Raw genomic sequence first — 18,054 nt, 5'->3', positions numbered from 1 at the left:
AAAAAACTCCTCAACTAAGATCCCAACCTTCACCTAATTGTTGTCACTAACGGAATGGTGGAGAAAAGAGCAAACCCCCATTAGTCCAAAGCTCATTTTCATTGCGAGGGAGGTTAAACTGAGAACCTGTACCTAAATTGCGATCGTAAACTTCCGCATAGTTTCCGACGTGCTTAATCACCCTAGCAGCAAAATCATTAGTTAAACCCATTCCTGTACCTAAGTCCCCTTCCACGCCAAGAAAACGACGAATGGTCGGATTTTCGCTAGTTTGGGCAATTTGTTCGACATTAGCTTGAGTAATTCCCAGTTCTTCGGCTTCAAACAAAGCAAATGTCACCCATTTGACCGTATCAAACCAAGCCGAGTCATTATTAAGAGTCACAGGTCCGAGGGGTTCCTTAGACATAGTAACATCCAGGATAATGTGATCATTGGGGTTGGGAAGAGTGCTGCGACGAGCGAGCAGTTGAGATTTATCAGAGGTCATACCTTCACAACGACCCTCAGCATAAGCCGCATAGGCGGGGTCAGCCTGTTGGAATGTCACGGTCTCAAAGGTGATACCCCGTTCGCGCATATTATCGGTAAGGTTAAGTTCGGTGGTAGTTCCCGCTTCCACACAGACAGCGAGATCCTGAAAATCTTCTAAGGTGGTAATGCCACTATCTGCGCGAACCATCATGCCCTGACCATCATAGAATGTGGTAGGGGCAAATTCCATCCCTACAGATGTATCGCGGCTGAGAGTCCAGGTAGTATTGCGTGACAGCATATCTACTTCCCCTGACCTCATGGCTTCAAAACGTTCTGTAGAATCTAAGTTCCGATACTGAACTGCATTAGGGTCATCGAATAAGGCTGCTGCTACGGCTTTACAGACATCTACATCTAAGCCAGAGTATTCGCCACTCTCATCAACAAAACTGAAGCCAGGAATACCACCATCTACCCCACAAATGAGGAATCCTCGGTTTTTGACAACATTTAGACGACTTTGGCCAGTTCCTCCGGCTGCTGGTCCGTCAGAACCTGGAGATCCTCCGGGTTCACAAGCTGTCAGTGATAAGGCTGACAAGCAACTCGCCAGTAATACAAAACTCCATTTACGCATAGTTCTTGAATTGTCTTTGAATCGGTTTACATATCACCAGGAAGCTACCCACTACCCACGGTTTGCACCGATGAGGGAGACTCAAGAGAATAGGGAGAGCCCAATTAATTTGCCATCCGACTACAGGACTACCTTACATAGGACAGCCTGAGAAGGGTTGACAATTTTCATAAGCTTACCTTAACCTGGCGATGTCGTTCATGGACAATTTCAAGGGAGTTTGACATTAATTGGCTATGCGATCGCTTACTTTGGGGAAAGTTGGGGGGTCATATATTACAGGGCGATCGCACACCATACTCCGTCCCTAATCGAATATTAAGCCATTGATTCTCCAGACAGACGAGCCTCGGCTAGGTCACGAATTAGAGATATACGAGAGTTGATATACTCATCCAACATATCCCAATCATGACCATTGATGCCTGACTGACTCTTTAGGCGACCTATCAAGCACTGAACCAGGCTATCATCATCCAGGCTTACTAACTGTGAAGGTTGGGTATTTTCAACTAAAGACCAAAGTTGACGGAGCATTGTTGGAGTCATAAGACCTCCTTATGGTTTGTTCATTTTCTCCCCAAAACCGGGAGTGGGTGAGCGTCTTAGATATGCAGCCTGTTCACACTAATTTTAAATTTGTGGTGGCCGCCTTTATTTTTTCTTTATACTGTTAACCATAACTCAAACTCACCCTATCAACCATCAAATTACACAAGATTTCACATGATTTACAAATCTCTTAACTAACTGAAGCATAACTTGACAAAAAGGGTTAATTGTAATAATTTATACAAACTGATGGCAAATAATTCTCAGAGAGTCTTGTGGTGGTAGTTGATCTGCTGAGTTATTGGGGCTAATTATTAATAATTATTAATTACCCACCGCCACAGAGGATGAGTTGAACCTTGTTGGCGAATTTTGAGGACTTGTCTTTCTAGGCGTTGGCGATAACTGGGTGGGAAACCGATGAGAATGTTGCGACTTTGCCAAAGTAAGGTGCTGGTAGTCATTCCTAAGCATATACCTAAACCGATCGCAGATAGGCGATTATGAAATAGGCCATGGCGGACTGTAGCCCAGGTAAAATGTTCCATGAGTAGGGAAATGTCCGATCGCATTCCCCACAAACTCAGTGAGCCAATAACTAACCATAATAGGATAATCACCAGCCAGCGACTCCAAACTATCAACTCGTGGAGTCGTTTCATTTGATTTTTCAGGACTGGATCATCTAATGAGGGTTCAGGATAGGACATGGGACTGTAATTATTTATTTTTCCCTGGACACTGGCTGAGGTTCATCATTAGGGACAATGGTTGATTTAGAGGCTTGGCGATCGCGCCACCAACCCAGGAGGGTACTAGCAATAAAAATACTAGAGTAGGAACCTGCAATAAAGCCTATAATCAGGGTGAGGGCGAAATATTTGAGAGTTTCTCCGCCAAACAGGAAAATGCAAAACAGGGGTAGTATGGTGGTAACTGTGGTATTGATAGATCGCGCCAAGGTCTGATTAACGGCATTATCAACGACTTCCCCGGTAGAAGCATCAGGCATTTGTTTCAAGATTTCCCGGATGCGATCGTAAATTACCACGGTGTCATTAACAGAAAACCCGATAATTGTCAAGAGGGCTACTAAAAAGAGGGTATCGGCTTCTAAGCCAAAAACGAGACCGAAAATGGAGAATACCCCCATAGTCAGAATAACATCATGGAATAGGGCGACAAATGCAAATACTGCATAGTCAAACTGGAACCGGAAAGTTAGATAGAGGGTAATTCCAGCAAAGGCGACCAGTAAGGCTTTGAGTCCAGAAGTAAAGATTTGACGGCCGAGAGTTGGTCCTACTGTGTCGATTTGGGTAGCGAGGGGGTCAAAAACTCCGATCGCCTCTCGTAAGGCTGCTTCTAGCTGAGTTCGTTCATCAACATTGAGGTTTTTAGTACGAACGGAAACAATTTGGCGATCGCGTTGAATGGGGTCTTTATCCAAAAGTTGAATGGAACTGCTACCCAAGTCCTGAGCCTGCAAAACTTCCCGCACCTGATTAATCTCAATGGGGCCATCGCAATTACCAGCAACAGTGCAATCAAGTTCCAACTGGAGGCGAGTTCCTCCCACAAAGTCGAGTCCTGGGCGTATTGGTGCGCCAATATCAGGATTAGTCCAGGAAAGTAACATCCCCACTATTCCGGTGAGGATAACCGCCGCCGAAATTATCCACCAAAGCGATCGCCGTTTTGTCACACTAAAAGTCATAGTTCCAGATCAAGCCACAATTTAGGAGCAACACAAGAGTTAAGAAAAACCATCAAACCTAATTAGTCTTGGGAATATTTGGACAAAATAATTCAGGCTTGCGGAACTCAGGTAAACTAATCACCGTAAACATGAGAGTGCGGCTAAAGGTAACAGCGGTAAACATACTCACTGCCACCCCCAAGCCCAGAGTCAGAGCAAATCCCTTGACGAGTCCAGTTCCCAGCCAGAACAGAGCCACACAAGCAATACCAGTGGTAACATTTCCATCCAGGATACTGCCAAAAGCCCGATAAAAACCAGATTCTACGGAACGATAGAGAGTTTTTCCAGCCCGGAGTTCTTCGCGGGTGCGTTCAAAAATCAGGACGTTAGCATCAACAGCCATACCGATACTAAGGATAAACCCAGCAATTCCGGGTAGGGTGAGGGTAACTCCCAAGAGGGCAAAAATGGCTAGGGTAAATAAGGCGTAAACCACCAAAGCGACATCAGCGATCGCCCCTGGTAGGCGATAATAAGCCACCATAAAAATTAGCACCAAAATCAGGCCACCACTGCCGGCATAAATGCTGCGCTGAATGCTATCACGTCCCAGAGTTGCGCCAACGGTGCGGTTTTCGACAATTTCCACCGGAACCGGAAGGGCTCCCCCTCGCAGTTGTACGGCGAGATCGTTAGCTTCGGCGGCGGTAAAATTGCCTGTAATTACGGCACTTCCCCCGGTAATTCCGGTATCGGCAAATTCCACGGAAACGGTGGGAGAACTTAACAGACTGTCATCTAAAAAGATGCCAATAGTGCGTCCTGTCCCTGCCAAATTTTTGGTCAGTTCGGCAAAATTTCGGCCACCTTCATTATTAAAGCGCAGGACAATTTCCCAACCATTGCCGCCCTGAGTAGGTTGTGGGAAGGCATCCTGTAGCTGCTGACCGCGAATTATAGGTTCTTGATATAACGAGGCGATCGCCTGATTACTTTCATTGAGTTGTTGGAGGAGTTCTTCGAGTCTAGCATCGTCTCCGGTGGCGATCGCCTGTCTTAACTCAGCATCTAATGCTCGATTCACCTGTATTTCTGCAAACAGCTCTCCCTCCGTCCCCGGTCTTTGTTCCCGGAAATCCAACTGAGCAGTCCCTCCCAGAACCCGTTCCGCTTGTTCTGGGTCACTGACACCAGGGAGTTGCACCAGAATCTGATCCTCTCCTACAGTTTGCACGACAGCTTCCGAAACACCCAAGCCGTTTACACGGTTTTCGATGACACTCTGAACTCCCTCCAAAACCCGCTCATCAATGCGTGGCACCTCATCAGAGGTTTGCAACTGAATCGTGAGTTGAGAACCACCCCGCAAGTCTAGTCCCAGGCGAATAGGAACCCGGACCAAGATAATCAGGGAAGTGATAACCAGGAGCAAGATCAGGAAAAGGAGCGATCGCTGTTTTCGCATACTGAATTCAAAATCGGGAAAGATTAACGACTCATTTTACCATTAAAACCTGATCCCACGTCGAACTACCAGGAAAGCTATGGAACTGCACCCAACCCAACCCAGAAGTCCAGACGCGGAACCCATGGAGCTACACCTGATGGGATAACATATTCTGAACCGCTTCGAGAATCTGTTCCGGCTGTACAATAGTCAACCTTTCCAACATCCCATTATAGGGCGTAGGGATATCCTGGGAGGAAAGTCGCAACACAGGAGCATCAAGTTCATCAAAGAAATTATCATTAATCGAGGCAGTCAGTTCCGCCCCAATTCCCCCGGTTTTCATGCACTCTTCCACAATAATCACGCGGTGAGTTTTCCGAATCGACTCGCCAATGGTATTCAGGTCTAAAGGCTTGAGGGAAATTAAATCAATCACTTCCGGGTCAAAACCCTGTTTCACCATAGCCGGGACTGCCTGCATCACATGATGTCGCATCCGAGAGTAGGTAAGAATCGTCACATCCTTACCCGATCGCACAATGTCCGCCTGGTCAAGAGGAACCAAATATTCCTCTTCCGGTAGATCTTCCTTGAGGTTATACAGCAGCACGTGCTCAAAGAACAAAACCGGGTTATCATCCCGAATTGCGGACTTGAGCAGACCCTTAGCATTATAGGGAGTGGAACAGGCGACAATTTTGAGACCGGGAACCGCTTGGAAATAGGACTCTAGGCGTTGAGAGTGTTCCGCTCCCAATTGACGACCCACCCCGCCGGGTCCACGAATTACCAAAGGCATTTTAAAGTTACCCCCGGAAGTGTAGCGCAGCATTCCACCATTATTAGCAATTTGGTTGAAAGCGAGCAGCAGGAATCCCATGTTCATCCCTTCGATGATGGGTCGCAGTCCGGTCATAGCCGCACCAACGGCCATCCCTGTAAAACTATTTTCTGCAATGGGGGTATCGAGAACTCGCAGATCCCCATATTTCTTATGCAAGTCTTTGGTCACTTTGTAGGAACCACCATAGTGACCTACATCTTCCCCTAGAACCAATACAGCAGGATCGCGAGCCATTTCTTCGTCAGTGGCTTGACGCAGTGCATTAAAAAGTAGAGTCTGTGCCATCGAGATTATCCGAGTATAGTGGATTAGTTATTTTAACAAAATGTTGCGGAATTCCCCTTCCTCGCTTGCAGGGAGGGGATGAATAGCAACCAATAAACAAACTGAGCGATCGCGAATCCTCGGATGATCAGCTACAATGTTGTCGGCAACAGCAAATAACGATAATGTATAAGGGGTACAAGTATCGCATCTACCCAACCGACGACCAAAAAGCATCTCTCGCCAAGGCCTTTGGATGCTGTCGTTGGTATTGGAATTTTGCACTCAACCTATGCCAAGAAACATATCTCAAGACAGGCAAAGGATTATCTCGTGGATATATCCAGGGTCTGTTGCCAGGGTTAAAAAAGGAATACCCTTGGCTAACGGATGCCTATTCCCAGTCCTTGCAAGTTGTTGCTCTCAATCTTTCCACTGCCTACAAAAACTTCTTTGAGAAGCGGGCGCAATTGCCCCGTTTCAAGTCAAAGCATGGTCGGCAGTCATTAAGTTATCCCGCCAACGTTAAGTTTGAGGGAGACTATATCAAACTACCTGGGAAGATTGGGCTAGTCTACTGCCATCGTCATCGAGAATTTGAAGGGACAATCAAAACTGTGACGGTCTCCCAAAATTCTGATGGACAATACTATGCTTCGGTATTGGTGGATGATGGGAAAGAAACTCCGAGTCAGTCTACCGAAGGTAAAGCAGTTGGCATTGATGTTGGATTGACTCATTTCGCCATTACCAGTGATGGGTTAAAGTATGATAATCCCCGTCATTTCGCCAAACATCACCGTAATCTTAAACGTAAACAACAAAAACTATCCCGGAAGCAAAAGGGTAGTCAGAATAGAACTAAAGCCCAACAAAAAGTAGCTAAGGTTCATGGCAAGACTGCCCGTTGCCGTGAGGACTTTCTACACAAACTATCCCGCAAGATAGTCAACGAAAACCAAGTTATTGCTGTAGAGAATCTGAACATAAAAGGGATGGTACGAAACCCCAAACTAGCCAAGGCGATTAGTGATGTAGGCTGGGGAATGTTTACCACAATGCTTAAATATAAAGCGGAGTGGGAAGGAAAAACCTATATTGAGGTTGACCGTTTCTTTGCATCCTCTAAAACCTGCCACGTTTGCCTCAATCGAGTAGATAGTTTGTCGTTAGATATTCGTCAATGGCAATGTCAACATTGTGGGACTTTCCATGATCGAGATGTCAACGCGGCACAAAATATCAGAAATGAAGCCTTGCGGATACTTCGACTATGCTCAGTACAAGTATTGTCGTTGGGAACCAGCGATACTGCCTGTGGAGGGAGTGTAAGACAACCTGGCAAAACATCAGTTTTGTTAGATGCAGTTCCCGTTGAATCAGGAAGCCCCATCCTCGCCAACGGCAGGGTGGGGTAGTTCACCCAGGGGAGGCGACAGAAATATAGAGTCGGGGCGGCTGTGTAGGGGCGGGTGCTAGATATGCCCTTAGAGAAACCAGCCCACTCAAAGCGATCGCCCTAACCTAACCTAACCAGTAGTATCGCCCATGTAGGGGCGGGTGCTAGATATGCCCTTAGAGAAACCAACCCACTCAAAGCGATCGCCCTAACCCACGATTACCACCCACCCACTCAAAGCGATCGCCCTAACCCACGATTCCCACCGCCAGTAGGGGCGGGTGCTAGATATGCCATGAGAAAAACCAGCCCACTAGCTGCACCCGCCCTAACCCACGATTACCACCCACCCACTCAAAGCGATCGCCCTAACCCACGATTCCCACCGCCAGTAGGGGCGGGTGCTAGATATACCATGAGAAAAACCAGCCCACTAGCTGCACCCGCCCTAACCCACGATTACCACCCACCCACTCAAAGCGATCGCCCTAATAGGGGGGATATAGGCGCTTTGTGAGTTCGTCCCCGGTCATATCAACGGGTAATAGTCGCCAGATTATAGGGAAATGGTATGAACTTCTTCCCAATGAAGACGGTAAAGCTGGAGGGCTTGATCCTTACCTTTCACTCGAATATGGGGCATTTTTTCCAGGGGGAAACTATGGTCGCTCAGTTGCTTAAATGTACTTTCAGAAATCATAATTTCTCCAGCTTGGGCAGCACTACAAATACGGCTGGCGACGTTCATAGTATCACCAATATGGGCGTATTGAATTAATCGGTCTGAACCAATATTTCCGGCTGCTACAATTCCAGTATTTAAGCCTATGTGAATTTGCAAAGGTTCCGCATAATCCTTAGTCCAGCGATCGTTCATGCGACGGACAGCCCATTGCATATCAATGGCGGCTTTAACTGCTCTTTCGACATCATCTTTGCGGGCGTAGGGAGCCCCCCACACAGCTACTAAAGCATCACCGATATATTTTTCTAAGGTTCCTTGATAGGGGAACACAATATCCTCCACCATCACTTTAAAGTATTCATTCAACATAGAGATAACTTGGCGAGGTTCCAGGCGAGAAGACATTTGCGTAAAGCGAGTAATATCAGAAAATAAGGCGGTAACTTCAGCTTCGATAATTTCTAGTTTGCCTTCTTCCCGTAGTTTGCGACTCACCGCCGGAGCAAAAAATTGCTCTAGTTTGTTACGCATTACCGCTTCTTCCTGCATTTTTTGGCGCAGTTCGGCGTTGTCGATCGCAATGGCAGCTTGATTGGCTAAAGTGCTTAAAAACTCCACATCTTCATTAGAATAAACATCAGACATGGATAGATTATCTACATACAAAACCCCAATTACTTTATCTCTGGGTTTCAGAGGAACGCACACGGAAGCATGAATAGCTTGGTAAAGAATTGACTCAGAATCCTGAAAACGCTCGTCTACATGGGCATCTGAAGTTAAGATGGCGTTCCCAGTTTCTAGGACTGTATTAGTAATACTTTTACTATAAAAATATTCATCCTCTAACACTTGAGAACGATAACGAACTGCTTTTTCTTCTATTGCTTTAGTTATGTTATTTACTAATAAAATTGCTGCGCGATCAATCCCCATAATTTTAAACAGTAAATCTAGGATTTTATCAAGTAGTTTATTGGTGGGTTCTGGGGATGATAATTGTTTACTAACATCTAATAAGATTTTGAGTTTATCTACGGCTCGTAAATGGGTATCGGAGGAGCGAAGATTCAGAACCGAGTGACGATCTCGTTCTTCGGGTTCCAATAAATCCTGCATCCCAATCATATCTGAACGGGGATAAAACTGGGTAACTACAGCCGTAGGCGATCGCTCCATGTGGGGCGACTTTTTCGAGGTGGCGATACCGGAGGTGACGAATTTTAAAACCACCCTCCCCAAGCGCAGTAGGTCTCCATTTTTCAGTTCACAATTTTGGATCATGGCTTCATTGACAAAGACATGATTACTGCTGTTGCGATCGCTAACAGTCACCCGGTTGTTCTGAACCTCAATCACGGCGTGTTGTCGGGACAGACTCATATCTGTAATACAGATACTATTATCCCGGCTACGCCCGATGGTATTGACACCGCGCATTAACTCATAAGTTACCTGACTCGATGTATCGGGATTATGGATTAGATATAGCACGTTTGCTCAAGTTTAGCCCTAAGATAACATAGTGAAGATCGTCCCTGATGTGGTAGCAGAAAGAATTCATCTGGTTAGATGAGACAATTAAGCACCGGATCTTTTTTTCTCCTGACTCTATGTACCTGAAAACGCTACATCTCCGACAGTTTCGCAACTACGAAGCTCAAGACGTGGCGTTTGATGCTCCCAAAACTATTTTAGTGGGCAACAACGCTCAAGGCAAATCCAATCTACTCGAAGCCGTCGAATTGCTGTCTACCCTCAAAAGTCATCGGGTTAATCGCGATCGCGATCTGGTTTTGGACAATCATGCTATCGCCCAAATTACTGCTACCCTTGAGCGTGATAGTAGCACACTTGACCTCGCTTTGACTTTGCGGAGTCAAGGTCGCCGGACGGTTGCTATCAATGGTCAATCGGTCAAACGTCATCTTGATTTTCTCAGTATCCTTAATGTTGTCCAGTTTTCCAGTCTGGATTTAGAGCTTGTGCGCGGTGGTCCTGCTGAACGCCGCCACTGGCTTGATCGGCTTCTGATTCAACTAGAACCAGTTTATGCCTATATGTTAGATCAATATAACCAGGTGTTGCGACAACGTAATGCTTTGTTAAGACGGGGACCCATGGGAGGAACTACCCCCGAAGAATTGGCGGTTTGGGATGCTCAATTAGCAGTCACTGGGGCGCGGGTACTGCGTCGCCGCGATCGCGTCATTGAAAGGCTCGAACCTTTAGCTAGGATGTGGCATCAAAGTATTAGTGGCAGTAGGGAAACCCTCAATATCACCTATCAGCCTAACATTGAACCCCCTTGTAAACCACAACAGAGGTGGTCTCGGTGGCCTCCTGAACAGGTACAACAGGCATTTTTGACAAAAATTAGCACCCGGGCGATCGCCGAACGTTCTCAAGGGTTGACTCTAGTGGGTCCCCACCGTGATGATGTCATTTTTACCATTAACCAAACTCCCGCCCGTCAATATGGATCATCCGGTCAGCAGCGGACTTTAGTTTTAGCCCTCAAGTTGGCGGAATTGCAACTAATTGAGTCCGTCATCGGTGAACCCCCCTTACTTCTGTTGGACGATGTATTGGCAGAACTTGACCCCCATCGCCAAAATCAGCTTCTACAAGCCATCTCTGAGCGATTTCAAACTCTGATTACTACTACCCATTTAGGTGCTTTTGACCATCAGTGGTTGCAGCAAAGCCAAATTCTCATGGTTCAACAAGGCAAAATTACTGATTTTTTCTGATTTTGCCAAATTTGATACCACCCAAAATCAAAATTAGCTGCTAACATATCTAGCTAATGTTTTGTAGACCACTCTTATCACACTCATTAAACATGAAGCGACTTTCTGTACTAGCATCTGCTATGGCGATCGCCACCGTTTCCTTGGCTACTACTGCGGCTACCGCTTGTGTGTTCAGCAGCAAAGGTCAAGCTACTGAAGGGGCTGCAACTACTAAGTTGACCTCTTTCTGGCATAATATGAGCCTTTTTAAATCCGACTATAAAGCGATCGCTGCCATTGCTGGTGTCACTGGGTTGGCTGCCGCTGGTGCCGCTGGTGGGGCTTATGCCTATCGCCGGATGGCTATTTCTACCCAACACCCAGAAGCCCCTGGCGGTTCCCTGGATCTTAATGATGACATCATTACCGAAAATACTGCGATCGAAGCCGAACAACCCACAGAATCAGAAGTGGTTGCTATCAAATAGCTTGACCTCAATTCCAGTTTAGGACAGTACAATTATGGGGTGTGATTTACTCACGCCCCTTTTTCGCGCCCCCTCAAGCATTAATCAACTCCCCCCAAAATCAAGCCCTTCATAGTGAATATATCTAAGCTAAAACTCCCCGGAAAAGCTAAATATAAAATCATCACTATCCTGGCATTTGTGATAGTTGTAATCCTGCCATTATTCCTGCCTTACTTCTGGATTTTACCTGCTCAAAAAAACTGTGATATAACCATTCATATAACCGGTAATATATTGCATACTGATATCTTCGTGCCAGTGGAAACCTCAGTATTTGACTGGCATCAGTTTATGGAATTATCAGAAATCGGTAAACAAACCGCTGGGAATTATCGATATCTAGCCCTGGGTTGGGGCGATCGCCAAGTTTACCTAGAATCTCCCACCTTCGCCGATTTGCAATTACCAACCGCCCTCAAAGCATTATTTCTACCTACTCCATCAGTGTTGCGAGTTCAAGTATATCAGACCCTCCCAGTAGCACAAGATTTACAACCCCTTAATATCAGTGAGGATAATTACTTAAAATTAGTCGATTTTCTGCAAAATTCCTTTAGACTTGACTCCGCCGGAAAGCCCATCAGAATAGGCTATGGTTATGGTATCAGAGACAGTTTTTATGAAGCCAAAGGTGTTTATTCCCTTCTTAGACATTGTAATACATGGGTAGCAGAAGCATTACGAGCCGCCCGCGTGCAAACCCCACGCCAGCCTAGCTTACCCCTTTTGATACTCAACAAAGCTAGAAGCAGTTGCTAAATTACCTACCTCCTAGGGTAGATATAAAGCTAAATGTTGTGCAGTTAAAATCAGGTTTTCCTTCAAATTCGCGGATATAACTGCGGGGAAATTGGGGATGCCCCCCGAGGGGAGGCTTGACTAAAAAATATTTTGGTTTAATCTCAGAACAGCTATATTTTTTCAGGACTCAAGCTATAATTTTCTCAAGACCAGATGCGATAGAGGGTGGGTGCGAATTTAGGTCGCCGATGAAATCAAGGGAAAATCCAATGTCCGACAATGAAAATGGGTCTATATCAGGTGTAGATTTGACCGTTAACGATAGCTTATCTAATCACGCTTGTGATTGTTCAGAAACTGAACCAACCAACCATCTGTACGAACTTGCCGAATTACGTCGTCATGTAGTGCAACTGCAACAAGAAAATGAAAGTCTGAGGCAACAATTAGATCAGCAGAAAATTACCAATCAGTCCAATTTCATAAATTGTCACCACCTGTTACAGATGGTAATTGATTATGTTCCCCAAGCGATTTTTTGGAAAGACTGTGACTCTGTTTATTTGGGATGTAACCGTCAATTTGCGGAGAAAGCCGGATTACAACACCCCAGGGAAATTGTCGGTAAAACTGATCATGATTTACCCTGGACTCCTCAAGAGGCTAAATTGTATCAGGAATTAGATCGCCAAGTGATGTCCTCAAAATCGCCTCAAATAAAGCTCAGAGGAACTCGCCATCTAGTGACTGGGGCAGAAATTCTGGTCGAAACTACCAAAATTCCCCTTGATAATCACCAGGGAAATATAGTCGGGCTTTTGGGAATATTAGATGATATTGGCGATCGCCTGCAACAAGAGGAACTACTCAAACAACGACTCGCCGCCATTGAAGCGGGCACCGACGGTATCGCCTTGCAAACTTCCCAGGGAGTATTTACCTATGTTAACCGTGCCTATTTAGAAATGTTCGGCTACAGCAAAACTGAAGATATTTTAGGCAAAACTTGGCAGGAATTATATGATGAGGATGAGATAGAATATATCCAGCGAGAAGTCTCTCCCGTATTTGCGGCCGAAAATGAATGGCAAGGAGAACTCCGCAGTCGTCGCCAAGATGGTAGTTTCTTCATTCAGGAGATGTCTCTAACTAAAAGTGTGGCTGGGGTGGTGTGTATTTGCCGTGATGTTACCGATCGCAAACAGGCTGAAGCTACCTTAATGCTTTATAAACAGGCTGTGGAAAGTTCTAGTGATGCGATCGCTATGGCTGATGCACAGTGGAATCACTTTTATCAAAATCCCGCCTTTTCCGAGATGTTTGGGTGTGAAACCCCAGAAGAATTTAACCAAGTATTTGGGGGGATATCTGGGGCTTATACTGACCCGCAAATTCCCGCTCAAATTTTTGCCGAAATTAGCCAAGGTAAAAACTGGGTGGGTGAAGTCGAACACCGGGCTAAAAATAACCGTGTCTTTCAGGTGTTACTGCGCGCTAGTGCTATCAAAGATGGTCAGGGTAATATTTTGGGTGCTGTAGCATCTTTAACTGATATTACAGCCCGGAAAAAGGCAGAAGCTAACCTGCGGGAAATCACCTCCGATCTTCAGGAAGCCCAGGAATTAGCCCATATTGGTAATTGGGAATTGGATCTCGAGACCGGAGAAATTACTTGGTCTGACGAGGTATTTCGGATTTTGGGCTTAGACCAGACCTTGGGTATGCCTTCCGTAGATGAATGTCTGCAATGCTATCACCCCGAAGATAGACCATTGATTGAGAAAGCCCTCGCAGAAACTCGCAATAATGGAACTGCTTGTCAGGTAGAAGCCCGAATTCTCAGGGATGACAACTCAGTTAGCTATGTTCATGTTAAGTTTAAAGCCATTTTGAATCACGATAACCAAATTGTCAGCCTGTTTGGGACGATTATGGATATTACTGAGCGCAAACGGGCGGAAATTCACCTCCAACAACAGACCGAGAAACTAGAAAAAGCCTTAGTTAAACTCAAACGCACCCAAACCCAACTAATTCAGAGTGAGAAAATGTCTGGCTTAGGACAAATGGTGGCGGGGGTGGCTCATGAAATTAATAATCCGGTGGGATTTATTGTTGGTAATGTGTCTCACCTGGAAGAATATACCCAAGATTTACTGTTGCTAATTGAATCCTATCGACAATATTATACAGAACCACCATTAGCGATTACAGAATTAATCGAAGAGATTGATCTCAATTTTTTAATTACTGATATTCCTCAGTTGATTAATTCTATTCAGAATGGCGCTAGAAGGATTCAGGAAATTGTTAACTCTCTGCAAACTTTTTCCCGATTGAATGAGTCGGAAATTAAGGAAGTAGACATTCATCAGGGGATTGATAGCACTTTGATGATCCTCAAGAGTCGCCTAAGACTATTACCGAAACAGCGGGAAATAATGGTGATTAAAAATTACGGTGATTTGCCTAAAATTGAGTGCTATGCTGGTCAGATCAATCAGGTGTTTTTGCATATCTTTAATAATGCTATTGATGCCCTAAAAAACCCGGCATCTCAGGAATCTTCTAAGCAACCTACACTGACAATTACTACGGGTTTACATAAAAATAAGCTGGCATTTATTCGCATTGCTGATAATGGAGTGGGTATACCTGAAGAGTTGCGATCGCGCATTTTTGACCCTTTCTTCACCACCAAGCCTGTGGGTCAGGGGACTGGGTTGGGTCTATCCGTTAGCTATCAAATTGTCGTCGATTTGCACAAAGGAAAGTTAAACTGTACATCAGAAATGGGTATGGGTTCAGAGTTTTGTATTCAGATCCCCATACACAATCACGATAATACCTAAGACCCTCATCAATATAGCCTGGCAGGGGAGTTTGGGCAGTTCCGCATCCCTGCGGCTAATAGCATGGCTATCTTGAACAACGGGCCTGATGCCTAGAGTCTAACATATTTATAGAAAAATTGGGTTTTTGATCACATAATCTTCACAATTGCTGTGTATATTGAGTAGATAGTTGTGATAGAGGTCAAAACAACGGACTCTGGGGGAACTAAAAGCCTGATCGCCTGTGAATTAACTTGTATGGGACTGGTTAGTAAAAGCTATTGGTTAATATCCTGGGGTCGTGGGGTAGATAATTGGCAGTGATATCGTGGTTTTCTCATTAATCACCCTCTGAATGTTAATTATTCCTGATGTCCTCTATCAATAAGATTGTGAGGATTTAGATGATTAAATCGGTGTCGCACTCTGATTAGTGAATACATTTTTAAAGAGGATAAAATCATGATATTTAATATTTTGTGGGTGGAAGAAAGCCAGGAGTTTAACTCGACCTTAGAGGATACGATCGCCTTAGAAGAGTTTAATATTATCTGTGCTGAAGGCGGAAGTTGGGGGGCGCAAATCGCCAAAGAAATAGAACCGCATATCATTATCAGTAGTTTAAATTTGAGCGATCGCAATACGGCTCGATTTATTCAGAGGTTACAGCAAAATCAGAAAACTGCTGATATTCCGGTCATCCTAATTCAATCAGAGTTCCCGGTCAGTTGTCGCTCCCTGGGTTTTCAATTAGCACGAAATCATTATTTGACTACTGCGAAAAACGTCAATAATCTGATGGCAACCATCTTAAATGACCTGAGCAGAAAAGCAGCGTCTCGGTCAATTTTTATCCCCTACGTCGCTTAATCTCATTTGATATAATAATATTAATCAGGAAACGGGGAAACGGGGAAACCGGATCGGCACTTGGTCGGTTAAAATGTAGGGACGGCAACCTGACTTCCTAAATATGACAATTATATTAACTAATGATGATGGGATTGATGCACCTGGAATTAAAGCCTTATCGGCGGCTCTCAATCGTCCCTGCCTTTGGGTCGCTCCCCGCGATCACCTTTCCGGCTGTGGTCATCAAGTAACCACGGCTACCCCTATTAATATATCACGCCGTTCTCCTACTCATTATGCGATCGCCGGAACTCCTGCTGATTGTGTTCGCCTAGCCATTAGCCATTTATGTCCAGATTTGTCCTGGGTTCTCTCAGGTATTAATGCCGGGGGTAATTTAGGTGTTGATACCTACATATCTGGGACTGTAGCCGCCGTCAGAGAAGCCGCTATACATGGCATTCCGGCTATTGCTATTTCTCAGTATCGAAAAGGCGGTAAACCAGCGGACTGGAAACGCGCAACTCGCCTCACCCAAGCCGTCCTGGAAAACCTGCTTAATCAACCTTGTTTACCGCGCAGTTTCTGGAATGTCAATCTTCCCTATCTACAGCCAGAAGAAGCAGACCCGGAAATGGTCTTCTGTTCCCCCTCCTGTGACCCCCTTCCGACTAAATATCAGGTGAATGGGGAACAATACCAATATATCGGAGATTATGGTCAACGCGATCGCACCCCTGGCACAGATGTAGATGTTTGTTTCAGTGGCAAAATTGCTATCAGTCAAATTTTCCTCTAAGCAGGGGTTTCTGGTAGCTTCAATCTCTCCTGTCTAGTATCTGTGACAATTCTTAACACTATTTTTAAGCAAATAGGTTTAAGGTAGAAAATCGGGCGGTATAATTAGCCGTTTCCCCAGGATAATACACCTGCTGTAAAATCTCGCTAACAAAATCAAATAAATTTACTATGAGTGTTAACCTAGCCACCCAGTTGCGCGAAGGAACCAAAAAGTCCCACACTATGGCGGAAAATGTGGGTTTTATCAAATGCTTTTTAAGAGGGACAGTTGAAAAAACCTCCTATCGGAAATTAGCCGGGAATCTCTACTTTGTCTATACGGCAATGGAAGAGGAAATGGATCGCCATAAAAATCACCCCATCCTCTCGAAACTATATTTTCCCGAATTAAACCGCAAGTCTGCTATTGAGCAGGATTTATTGTTCTACTATGGTAGCAACTGGCGGGAGGAAGTTCAGCCCTCCGAAGCTGCTCAGGCTTATGTGGCTAGAATTAGAGAGATTTCGGAGCGGGAGCCGGCGTTGTTGATTTCTCACCTGTACACCCGTTATTTGGGAGACCTTTCGGGAGGACAAATCCTGAAAGGTATTGCTCAAACAGCGATGAATTTATCCGACGGTCAAGGAACTCAATTTTATGAGTTTAACGAAATTCCTGATGAGAAGGAATTTAAGAACAATTACCGTCAGATCATGAATGATTTGCCGATTGACCAGGAAACAGCCGATCGCATTGTTGAGGAAGCTAATGATGCTTTCGGAATGAACATGAAAATGTTTAATGAACTCGAAGGCAATTTGGTAAAAGCGATCGGAATTATGCTATTTAATAGCTTAACTCGCCGACGCGGTAAAGGTTCCACAGAACTAGCGACCGCTACTGACTCGGTGAACTAACACCATAAGCAGGGGTGGGGTTAACTCAGAGTTAAACCCTTTCCCCTGTTAAGGCTCGATCGCACTGTTGATACAAGTGCTGTAGACTGCCACAATTGTCTATGATAACATCCGCCCGCTGACATTTTTCGCTCAAAGGCATTTGGCTATCAATTCTAGCTTGGATTTGTGTAGGAGTTAGGGAAGATCCATGTCGTTGGATAAGTCGCTGTTTTTGGGTTGACAGTGAACAGTAAACCACCCAAATTTCCGTGACCAAATCAGTCATATTCGCTTCAAATAGCAGAGGAATCGCTAAAACCGCCGTGGGTTCTGCTAAATGAGACTGTTTTTCTAGTTCTTGCCGTTTTTCCAGAAAGCGATCGCGCACAAAAGGGTGAATTTGACTTTCCACCCATTGCCTTTCCGTTAAGCTATTAAAAATAATATCCCCCAACTTGGCTCGATTTAAGCTACCATCGGAGTAGAGTAAATCTGAGCCGTAGCGAACCGCCAAAGTATTGAGAACAGGTGAGTTAGGTTCTACCGCCAACCTAGAATAAACGTCCGCATCCCATATTGGTAGTTTATGGGTAGCAGCCAAATAGTTAGAAACAGTGGTTTTACCCGTACCAATACCACCTGTTAAGCCAATTAACCGCATGGGTGAGTCAA

17 protein-coding genes are annotated in these 18,054 nt (G+C 45.0%); 9 read left to right on the top strand and 8 right to left on the bottom strand.

Features of this window, described 5'->3' with window-relative positions:
• Positions 1–46: 46 nt before the first annotated feature.
• The 6 genes from N39L_RS31505 to N39L_RS31480 all read right to left on the bottom strand — a co-directional run bounded on the left by N39L_RS31505 (position 47) and on the right by N39L_RS31480 (position 5,947).
• Entirely contained in the window at positions 47–1,114 is a 1,068-nt protein-coding gene (locus N39L_RS31505) for an amino acid ABC transporter substrate-binding protein (RefSeq protein ID WP_035737897.1), read from the bottom strand.
• A 318-nt stretch (positions 1,115–1,432) separates the two neighbouring features.
• The gene (locus N39L_RS31500) at positions 1,433–1,663 is read right to left on the bottom strand and encodes a hypothetical protein (RefSeq protein WP_014277398.1); all 231 of its coding nucleotides are present in this window, start codon (positions 1,661–1,663) and stop codon (positions 1,433–1,435) included.
• Between the two features lie 317 nt (positions 1,664–1,980).
• Positions 1,981–2,376, bottom strand: a complete 396-nt coding sequence (locus N39L_RS31495) for a hypothetical protein (protein ID WP_006616824.1) — start codon at positions 2,374–2,376, stop codon at positions 1,981–1,983.
• 14 nt (positions 2,377–2,390) lie between these two features.
• Positions 2,391–3,383: a protein translocase subunit SecF gene (secF, locus tag N39L_RS31490; protein ID WP_014277397.1), complete on the bottom strand. Its 993-nt coding sequence runs from the start codon at positions 3,381–3,383 to the stop codon at positions 2,391–2,393.
• Positions 3,384–3,441: 58 nt separating this feature from the next.
• The gene (secD, locus tag N39L_RS31485) at positions 3,442–4,833 is read right to left on the bottom strand and encodes a protein translocase subunit SecD (RefSeq protein ID WP_014277396.1); all 1,392 of its coding nucleotides are present in this window, start codon (positions 4,831–4,833) and stop codon (positions 3,442–3,444) included.
• 130 nt (positions 4,834–4,963) lie between these two features.
• A complete protein-coding gene (locus N39L_RS31480; RefSeq protein WP_006616827.1) occupies positions 4,964–5,947 on the bottom strand; it encodes an alpha-ketoacid dehydrogenase subunit beta in 984 nt (327 codons plus the stop codon).
• A gap of 164 nt (positions 5,948–6,111) precedes the next feature.
• Here N39L_RS31480 and N39L_RS31475 point away from each other — a divergent pair, with 164 nt between their 5' ends.
• Positions 6,112–7,344: an RNA-guided endonuclease InsQ/TnpB family protein gene (locus N39L_RS31475; RefSeq protein ID WP_014277394.1), complete on the top strand. Its 1,233-nt coding sequence runs from the start codon at positions 6,112–6,114 to the stop codon at positions 7,342–7,344.
• 276 nt (positions 7,345–7,620) lie between these two features.
• Positions 7,621–7,842, top strand: a complete 222-nt coding sequence (locus N39L_RS31470) for a hypothetical protein (protein ID WP_014277393.1) — start codon at positions 7,621–7,623, stop codon at positions 7,840–7,842.
• A 39-nt stretch (positions 7,843–7,881) separates the two neighbouring features.
• Here N39L_RS31470 and N39L_RS31465 read toward each other — a convergent pair whose 3' ends face one another.
• A complete protein-coding gene (locus N39L_RS31465) occupies positions 7,882–9,504 on the bottom strand; it encodes an adenylate/guanylate cyclase domain-containing protein (RefSeq protein WP_350308531.1) in 1,623 nt (540 codons plus the stop codon).
• A 119-nt stretch (positions 9,505–9,623) separates the two neighbouring features.
• Here N39L_RS31465 and recF point away from each other — a divergent pair, with 119 nt between their 5' ends.
• The 7 genes from recF to N39L_RS31430 all read left to right on the top strand — a co-directional run bounded on the left by recF (position 9,624) and on the right by N39L_RS31430 (position 17,400).
• Positions 9,624–10,763 carry a DNA replication/repair protein RecF gene (gene recF, locus N39L_RS31460; RefSeq protein ID WP_014277391.1) on the top strand — a complete coding sequence of 380 codons (1,140 nt, stop codon included), beginning with the start codon at positions 9,624–9,626 and terminating at the stop codon, positions 10,761–10,763.
• 92 nt (positions 10,764–10,855) lie between these two features.
• Positions 10,856–11,233 carry a hypothetical protein gene (locus tag N39L_RS31455; RefSeq protein WP_043468745.1) on the top strand — a complete coding sequence of 126 codons (378 nt, stop codon included), beginning with the start codon at positions 10,856–10,858 and terminating at the stop codon, positions 11,231–11,233.
• A 114-nt stretch (positions 11,234–11,347) separates the two neighbouring features.
• Complete coding sequence (locus N39L_RS31450) at positions 11,348–12,034, top strand: TIGR02117 family protein (protein WP_014277389.1); 687 nt, start codon at positions 11,348–11,350, stop codon at positions 12,032–12,034.
• A gap of 251 nt (positions 12,035–12,285) precedes the next feature.
• Positions 12,286–14,868: a PAS domain S-box protein gene (locus tag N39L_RS31445; protein ID WP_014277388.1), complete on the top strand. Its 2,583-nt coding sequence runs from the start codon at positions 12,286–12,288 to the stop codon at positions 14,866–14,868.
• A gap of 444 nt (positions 14,869–15,312) precedes the next feature.
• The gene (locus N39L_RS31440) at positions 15,313–15,720 is read left to right on the top strand and encodes a response regulator (RefSeq protein WP_014277387.1); all 408 of its coding nucleotides are present in this window, start codon (positions 15,313–15,315) and stop codon (positions 15,718–15,720) included.
• A gap of 103 nt (positions 15,721–15,823) precedes the next feature.
• Positions 15,824–16,501 carry a 5'/3'-nucleotidase SurE gene (gene surE, locus N39L_RS31435; RefSeq protein ID WP_006617684.1) on the top strand — a complete coding sequence of 226 codons (678 nt, stop codon included), beginning with the start codon at positions 15,824–15,826 and terminating at the stop codon, positions 16,499–16,501.
• Between the two features lie 170 nt (positions 16,502–16,671).
• On the top strand, positions 16,672–17,400 hold the full coding sequence (locus N39L_RS31430) for a biliverdin-producing heme oxygenase (RefSeq protein ID WP_014277386.1): 729 nt from the start codon (positions 16,672–16,674) through the stop codon (positions 17,398–17,400).
• 31 nt (positions 17,401–17,431) lie between these two features.
• Here N39L_RS31430 and coaE read toward each other — a convergent pair whose 3' ends face one another.
• Positions 17,432–18,043, bottom strand: coding sequence for a dephospho-CoA kinase (gene coaE / locus N39L_RS31425; RefSeq protein ID WP_014277385.1), 612 nt, complete (start codon positions 18,041–18,043; stop codon positions 17,432–17,434).
• Positions 18,044–18,054: the final 11 nt, after the last annotated feature.

The sequence above is a fragment of the Limnospira platensis NIES-39 genome, from assembly GCF_026000695.1.
Lineage (GTDB): Bacteria > Cyanobacteriota > Cyanobacteriia > Cyanobacteriales > Microcoleaceae > Limnospira > Limnospira platensis.
Note: the sequence above shows the minus strand (reverse complement) of the source record. Positions and strands in the feature narration are given on the sequence as shown.